This window comes from Amycolatopsis sp. NPDC005961, assembly GCF_040629235.1.
In the GTDB taxonomy this organism is placed as follows: domain Bacteria; phylum Actinomycetota; class Actinomycetes; order Mycobacteriales; family Pseudonocardiaceae; genus Amycolatopsis; species Amycolatopsis camponoti.
Window position 1 is genome coordinate 5,297 of the sequence record NZ_JBEXVF010000132.1, and the last position, 5,815, is coordinate 11,111.

At 72.5% G+C, this 5,815-nt stretch carries 4 protein-coding genes and 1 pseudogene; 1 reads left to right on the forward strand and 4 read right to left on the reverse strand.

Annotated features, from left to right (window positions below):
• From ABZ342_RS48180 to ABZ342_RS48195, 4 genes and pseudogenes are all read right to left on the reverse strand, one after another.
• Positions 1 to 275, reverse strand: a pseudogene (locus ABZ342_RS48180) (glycoprotein); the annotation flags it as partial.
• Between the two features lie 129 nt (positions 276 to 404).
• Positions 405 to 2,975, reverse strand: a complete 2,571-nt coding sequence (locus tag ABZ342_RS48185) for an AAA family ATPase (protein WP_360488629.1) — start codon at positions 2,973 to 2,975, stop codon at positions 405 to 407.
• 205 nt (positions 2,976 to 3,180) lie between these two features.
• Complete coding sequence (locus tag ABZ342_RS48190) at positions 3,181 to 3,786, reverse strand: hypothetical protein (RefSeq protein WP_155549733.1); 606 nt, start codon at positions 3,784 to 3,786, stop codon at positions 3,181 to 3,183.
• A 4-nt stretch (positions 3,787 to 3,790) separates the two neighbouring features.
• Positions 3,791 to 4,234 (reverse strand): hypothetical protein, encoded by a 444-nt coding sequence (locus ABZ342_RS48195; RefSeq protein ID WP_155549732.1) that lies wholly within the window; start codon positions 4,232 to 4,234, stop codon positions 3,791 to 3,793.
• Positions 4,235 to 4,365: 131 nt separating this feature from the next.
• Between ABZ342_RS48195 and ABZ342_RS48200 the strand changes: the two genes are divergently transcribed.
• Positions 4,366 to 5,772 (forward strand): hypothetical protein, encoded by a 1,407-nt coding sequence (locus ABZ342_RS48200; RefSeq protein ID WP_360488633.1) that lies wholly within the window; start codon positions 4,366 to 4,368, stop codon positions 5,770 to 5,772.
• Positions 5,773 to 5,815: the final 43 nt, after the last annotated feature.

Below are 5,815 nucleotides of genomic sequence, written 5' to 3' on the forward strand. Positions count from 1 at the left end.
TTGAACTGGTTCCCACCGTGGCCACCCGAGCCCTGCTCGTTCTGGAAGATGCTCCCGTGACCGCCCGTGGACGCCTGCTCGTTGAACTGGTTCCCCCCGGAACCACCCGAACCCTGCTCGTTCTGGAAGATGTCCCCACCGCGACCGTCCGTCGAAGCCTGCTCGTTGAACTGGTTCCCCCCGGAACCACCCGAACCCTGCTCGTTCTGGAAGATGTCCCCACCGCCACCGGCCGAAGCCTGCTCGTTGAACTGATTACCGGATGAAGTCGTCATCTGTGCACTCCTGACATTCGGATCGGTGAAGCCCTCGCCCCTCCGTTGTCATCCAGTCTTGGGCCGATCGGCGCCCGGGTCATGAGTAGCGGCCTACTCGGCTTTGCCGCCGTCGAGCGCTCGGACTACCTAAGGGCCGTCGCCGGGACTACTCCCCGACACCAGCGGGCCCACCACCGAAGCCAGCTCGCGGCGCCCGGAAATACCCAGCTTCGCGTAAACCCCGTGCAGCACGTTGTCGACCGTGCGCACCGAGACCACGAGCCGGTCCGCGACCGCGCGGCTCGTCAAGCCCGTCGCCACCAGGCGGGCGATCTCCAGCTCGCGGACCGTCAGGTCCAACGGTGTCTCCAGCGACGAAAGAGCCGGAGTCGCAGCGTCCTCACAGGACGCCAGCCACGCCCGGGCCCGCTGGGCCGACATCGCCGCACTGCCGTTCTTGCCCTCCACGCGGTACACCCGGGCCGCCTCGGCCGAAGCCTCCGCCGCCAGCAGCCGCGCGCCCGCGTCGGCGAACGACGACGCCACCGCGTCCAGCGCCGCACCGTCCGAAACCGCCGACGCGTGCGCCGCGTACAGCTCCGCCATCCCGCCCGCGGAAGGGATCGCGCCGGGCGAACCCCCGAAGCGGACCAGGTCGTGGCGGATCTCGGCGGCGATCGCGAGCCTGCCGTCTTCCGAGGCGGCCGAAGCAGCGGAGGCACCCAGCTGCAGAGCCCGGGACAGTTCGCCCCGCGCCGCGGCCACCCACGCGCCGTCCCAGTCGCCGAGCGGCTCGGCCACCCGGCCGCTCATCGCCGTCGCCCGGACCAGCGCCGCGGCGACGGCGGGGCGGAACTCGTGCGGCTGGTCGTGCGCGTCGGCGGCGAGGGCCTCCCGCAGCCAGCGGATCGCGCCGCGGACGTTGCCGTAGGCGAGCGCGACCGTCCCGAGCGACGCCGCCGCGCCCGCGACCGCCGGGCCCCACCGGTCGCGGACCGCGTCCCGGTAGTCGTCCCCGGCCCGGTCTTCGGCCTCCTCGAGGCGACCGGCCCGGCACAGCGCGACGATCCGGGCGTGCTCCAGCCGGACCCGCGCCCCCGGCGCGAAAGCGTCCGAGATCCGGGAGGCGATCTCCAGACCCTCGTCGACGACGCCGAGGCACGCCTCCGTCCGCCCCGTCGACGCCAGTGCCCCGGCCGCGACCACCAGCGCCGCGAGCCGGAGGGCGTCGCCGCGGCGGTTGCGGTCCAGCACCGGCCCGAGCAGGTCCAGCGCCTCGCGTGACGCACCCGCCGCCGCCCGCAGGGCCGCCCGGGCCGTCGCCAGCTCGTCCGCGGCCGAAGCGCCGGACACCGCCGTCTCGGCCGTGTCCAGGACGCCGGCGGCCTCCTCGAAGCGGTCGAGGCCGAACGCCAGGTTCCGGGCCCGGGTCGCGGCGACGCGGGCGTGCTGCGCGTCCGACACCGTTTCACCCGCCAGCTCGGCCAGCAGCGAGTCGGCGTCGGCGTGCCGGCCGCCGGCCACCCGGACCTGGGCGAGCAGGAACTTCGCGCCGAAGCCGCCGCCCATCCGGACGGCTTCGGCGGCCAGCTGCTCGGCCTGCGGGAAGTCCTTGCGCAGCAACGTCTCCGCCGCCGCCCGGACCAGCTGCGGGTCCGTCGGGAGCCCGGCGGCCAGCCGCCACCGCACCAGCCGCGGCTTGTCCTCGGCGCGCCGGGCGCCGGTGAGGTCCAGGGTCTGCGCGAGGATCCGGTAGTTGTCGCGCTGGCGCAGCGGCGACGTCCGGCGCCGGATCACGTCGGCGTAGAGCGGGTGCGCGAGGCGGACGTTCAGCCGCCGCCCGGTCCGTTCGGAAACGACCAGCCCGGCCTGCTCCATCGAGGCGAGGACGCGCCCGGCACCCAGGCGCACCAGCGGCTCGCTGCCCAGCGGCTCTCCGAAGGCGAGCAGCTCCAGCAGCCGCCGCTCGTCGGCGTCGACCCGGTCGGTGCGGGTTTCGATCAGCTCGACCAGCCGCGGGGTCGCCATCAGGGCGCCGCTCCACCGCCACACACCGTCCTCGGCCGACAACGAGCCGCTGTCGAGCCCACCCTGGATGAGCTCCCGCAGGAACAGCGGGTTGCCCAGCGTCAGGCCCCACAGCCGGTGCTCGGCGCCGTCGTCGAGCCGCCCGCCGAGTGCCGCGGTGATCAGCTCGGTGGTCTGCGGACGGGTCAGCTCGCCGATGTCCAGACGTTCGGCGACGCGGTCCTTCCACATCGCGAAGACCGGGTCGGGCACGCTCACGCCGTGCGGCGCGATCACGAGCACGAACGCCGACGCGGTCGCGGCCAGCTGGTGCACCAGCGTGGCGGACAGGTCGTCGAGCAGGTGCGCGTCGTCGACGCACAGGATCAGCCGGCGCCCCTCCGCGCCGCGCGTGAGGTGACCGGCGACCTGGTTGAGCCGGTGCGCGCGGTCCCCCGAGCCGTCCGCGCTGCCGGGCAGCAGGTGGGCGAACGCGCCGAACGGGATGGTCGACGCCGAAGACATCGCGCGCACCCAGTGCGTGCGTGCCCCGTCGCCGGCCAGCTCGGCCAGCAGGGTCTTCGCCAGCCGGGTCTTCCCGGCCCCGGCGCGCCCGGTCAGCAGCAGGCCGCAGACCTCCGGATCGGCCAGCGCACGGCGCGCGAACGCCAGCTCCTGTTCGCGGCCGACCAGCGGCCAGTCGTTCGCCACACCCACTGCCTCCCCAACCCCTCACGGGCTTTTCCGGTGCCCGCGCACAACCGTTCCTCGGATAATGAACACGCGCAGCCCGGCCAAGTACCGAATCCGCGCGGCGATTTGGCATAAATCGATGAACGGTCGGGCGAATGCGACACAACGGACAGTCGATCTCCCTTTCCGTGAGCATTTACCGGCCATTGCCGGAATACCGTTATCATCGACTTTCCGGTGATTCTTTTTCCTGCGCCACCATCATTCCTATGACGCGCGGCAGGACCACCGCGTTCCAGCCGGCCATCGCGGCGACCAGCTCCGGCTCCGGACCGCCCGTCCACACGCGCACCTGACCCGCGCGCAGATCGGTGCCGAGCACGCCGGCCCACGGCACCTTCGGCGCGAACCACCGCCGCCGGCGCAGTCCCTCGGCGTCCGCGTCGATCCGCGGGTGGCCGCCACCGCCGAACCGGGCGGTGGCGCCCGCCGCGATCGCGTCGACCGCGGCCCGCGCGATCCGCGGGCAGGCCGCCGATTCGACCAGCTCGACCAGCCGCCGCCACGTCTCACGCGCGTCTTCGAGCTCGCTGCCGCGGCGGAAGGCGTCGAACACGAACCGGCTCCGCACCGGGCCGCGGGCCAGCCCCAGCGCGTAGCTGGCCTGGTGCGGCCGGGCCGCCGCGTGGTAGGCGACCCGGTCCACTTCGGCCAGCCGGAAGACCCGGTCACCGATCACGATCACGTCGCCCGCCGCGGCGAGCGTGCGCCCGCCGCTGGAGACGCGGACCTCGCCGGAGCCGGTGAACGAGAACTTTCCGCCCGCCATCGGGCTACTTGCCGGTCTTCGCCAGGCAGAGCACGACGCCGGTCTCGCCTTCCTTGCCCTCCCAGAACACCGAGTCGGCGTCCGGGTACGGCGTGCACGCGCTGATCTGCGCCTCGATCTGGGTCTTGTCCTCGACGCGCGCGACGACCTTCAGCGTCGCCTCGGGCGTGCCGCAGTCGACGATCTTCACGTAGTTCTCGCCGCTTTCGGTGACGCAGTTGCCGACCTGGGCGTTCTCGCCGTTGGACCGGGTGGCCACCCAGACCAGCGCGAGGATCCCGGCGACGACGATCAGGAACACGGTGAGCACGATCTTCTGCCGCCGCTTCGACTTCTTCGGCGCGGCGGGCGGCTGGGGCGGGCCGGGCATTCCGGCCTGCGGCATTCCGGCCTGCGGCGGCACCGGCCGCGTCGGGTCGGGGTATTGGGGTCCACCGGTCTGGGTCATGGCGTTTCCTCCCTCGAACGTCCCTCTGTCGCCTTCTAGGCGTTCCACTCGCGTTCCACGACGTTCCACCCGCGGTTCCACCGCACGGGCCAGGATGGGGACCGCCCCGCTCCCGACGTGAGGACCCGAGGATGACCCGACTGCCCGCTCTGGCCGTCACCGCTCTGACCACCGCCGCGCTGCTGACCGGCGGAACAGCCGAAGCCGCGAGCCCGCCGTTCACCTCGTCGGTCTTCCGCGCGACGCACAACAGCTATTCGGGCAGCGTCGACGGCGCGAAGAACTCGATCGCCTACCAGCTCGACCACGGCGTCCGGTTCATCGAGTACGACATCCACGACAACGGCTACGCCACGAACCACGACTACGGCGTCGGGCACGACTCGCCCGGCAACGCCGTCGACCACAGCGGCGGCAATCCGGCGTCGAACAACCTGCGCGACTGGCTGGCCACCGTGAACACGTGGTCGGCGGCGCACCCGACGGCCGCGCCGATCGTCGTCATGCTCGACCTCAAGGACAACCTGACCGACAACGCGAACTTCGCGGAGGGCAACCTCGTCGCGGTCAACCAGGAGCTGGAGTCGGTCTTCGGCAGCCGACTGCTGCGGGCGCAGGACTACCCGGCCGGCTCGCCGACCGTGGACGCGCTGCGCGGGCGCGTGCTGCCGCTGCTCTCGGGCGACGGCGGCAGCCGCAGCGAGTACAAGCGGGACGTCGGCTACCACCCGGCGGTCGCGCTGAACGGCCGCGGCCAGATCGTCGAGGTGCACGACTCGGGCGGTGGCGCGCTCTGGTACTGGACCGGGACCTACGGCGCCGACGGCCGCGTCACCTGGCTGCGGCACGGGAAGTACGACAGCGGCCAGACCCCGGCCGTCGCGCTCAACGACAACGGCGACCTCGTCGAGGTCCACCAGTCGCAGGGCGCGAGCACGCTCTGGTACCACGTCGGCAAGCTCGGCACCGACGGCGAGATCACCTGGCAGGCCAGCCACCAGTACGACAACGGCGTCCAGCCGACGGTCGCCTTCACCGACGCGACGCACCTGCGGGAGATCCACCAGAGCCAGAGCAGCAGCCAGAACTGGACGTGGAACGGGACGCTGTCGGCCACCACGGTCGCGTGGACCGGCAACGCCAAGACGTCCGACGCGCGATTCGCCAAGGACACCGCCACCAACGGCACCCGGCGCGTGAAGGTGTGGACCGGCGCGGACGGCCCGACGCCGTCCAACACCCTGCGCGCGGACACCGCGAGCGTCACCGGTGACCGGATCCGCTACCGGCAGGTCGCGTTCGACGAGTTCCAGAAGGGCGACAGCGCGGAGCTGCAGGAGGGCGCGCTGTTCTACGGCGCGACCGCGTCGGAGTCGGCGTTCATCACCTCGGCCCGCCAGTCGGGCAAGCTGGTCCGCGGCTGGGACTTCGACTCGGCGGGCGACGCGACGACGCCGCTGGCGAGCTACCCGGCGTCCAACCACCCGTACGACGCCTGGTACCAGAACCTGCTCACCCAGAACGGCGCCGTCGAGTGAGCCGGTCGTGAGTGGGAAACAGGGTCAGAACACTGTTTCCCAC

Coding starts and splice junctions, on each gene's coding strand:
- ABZ342_RS48190 (WP_155549733.1), bottom strand. CDS start 3,786: ATGGCGGGCGGAAAGTTCTCGTTCACCGGCTCCGGCGAGGTCCGCGTC.
- ABZ342_RS48195 (WP_155549732.1), bottom strand. CDS start 4,234: ATGACCCAGACCGGTGGACCCCAATACCCCGACCCGACGCGGCCGGTG.
- ABZ342_RS48200 (WP_360488633.1), top strand. CDS start 4,366: ATGACCCGACTGCCCGCTCTGGCCGTCACCGCTCTGACCACCGCCGCG.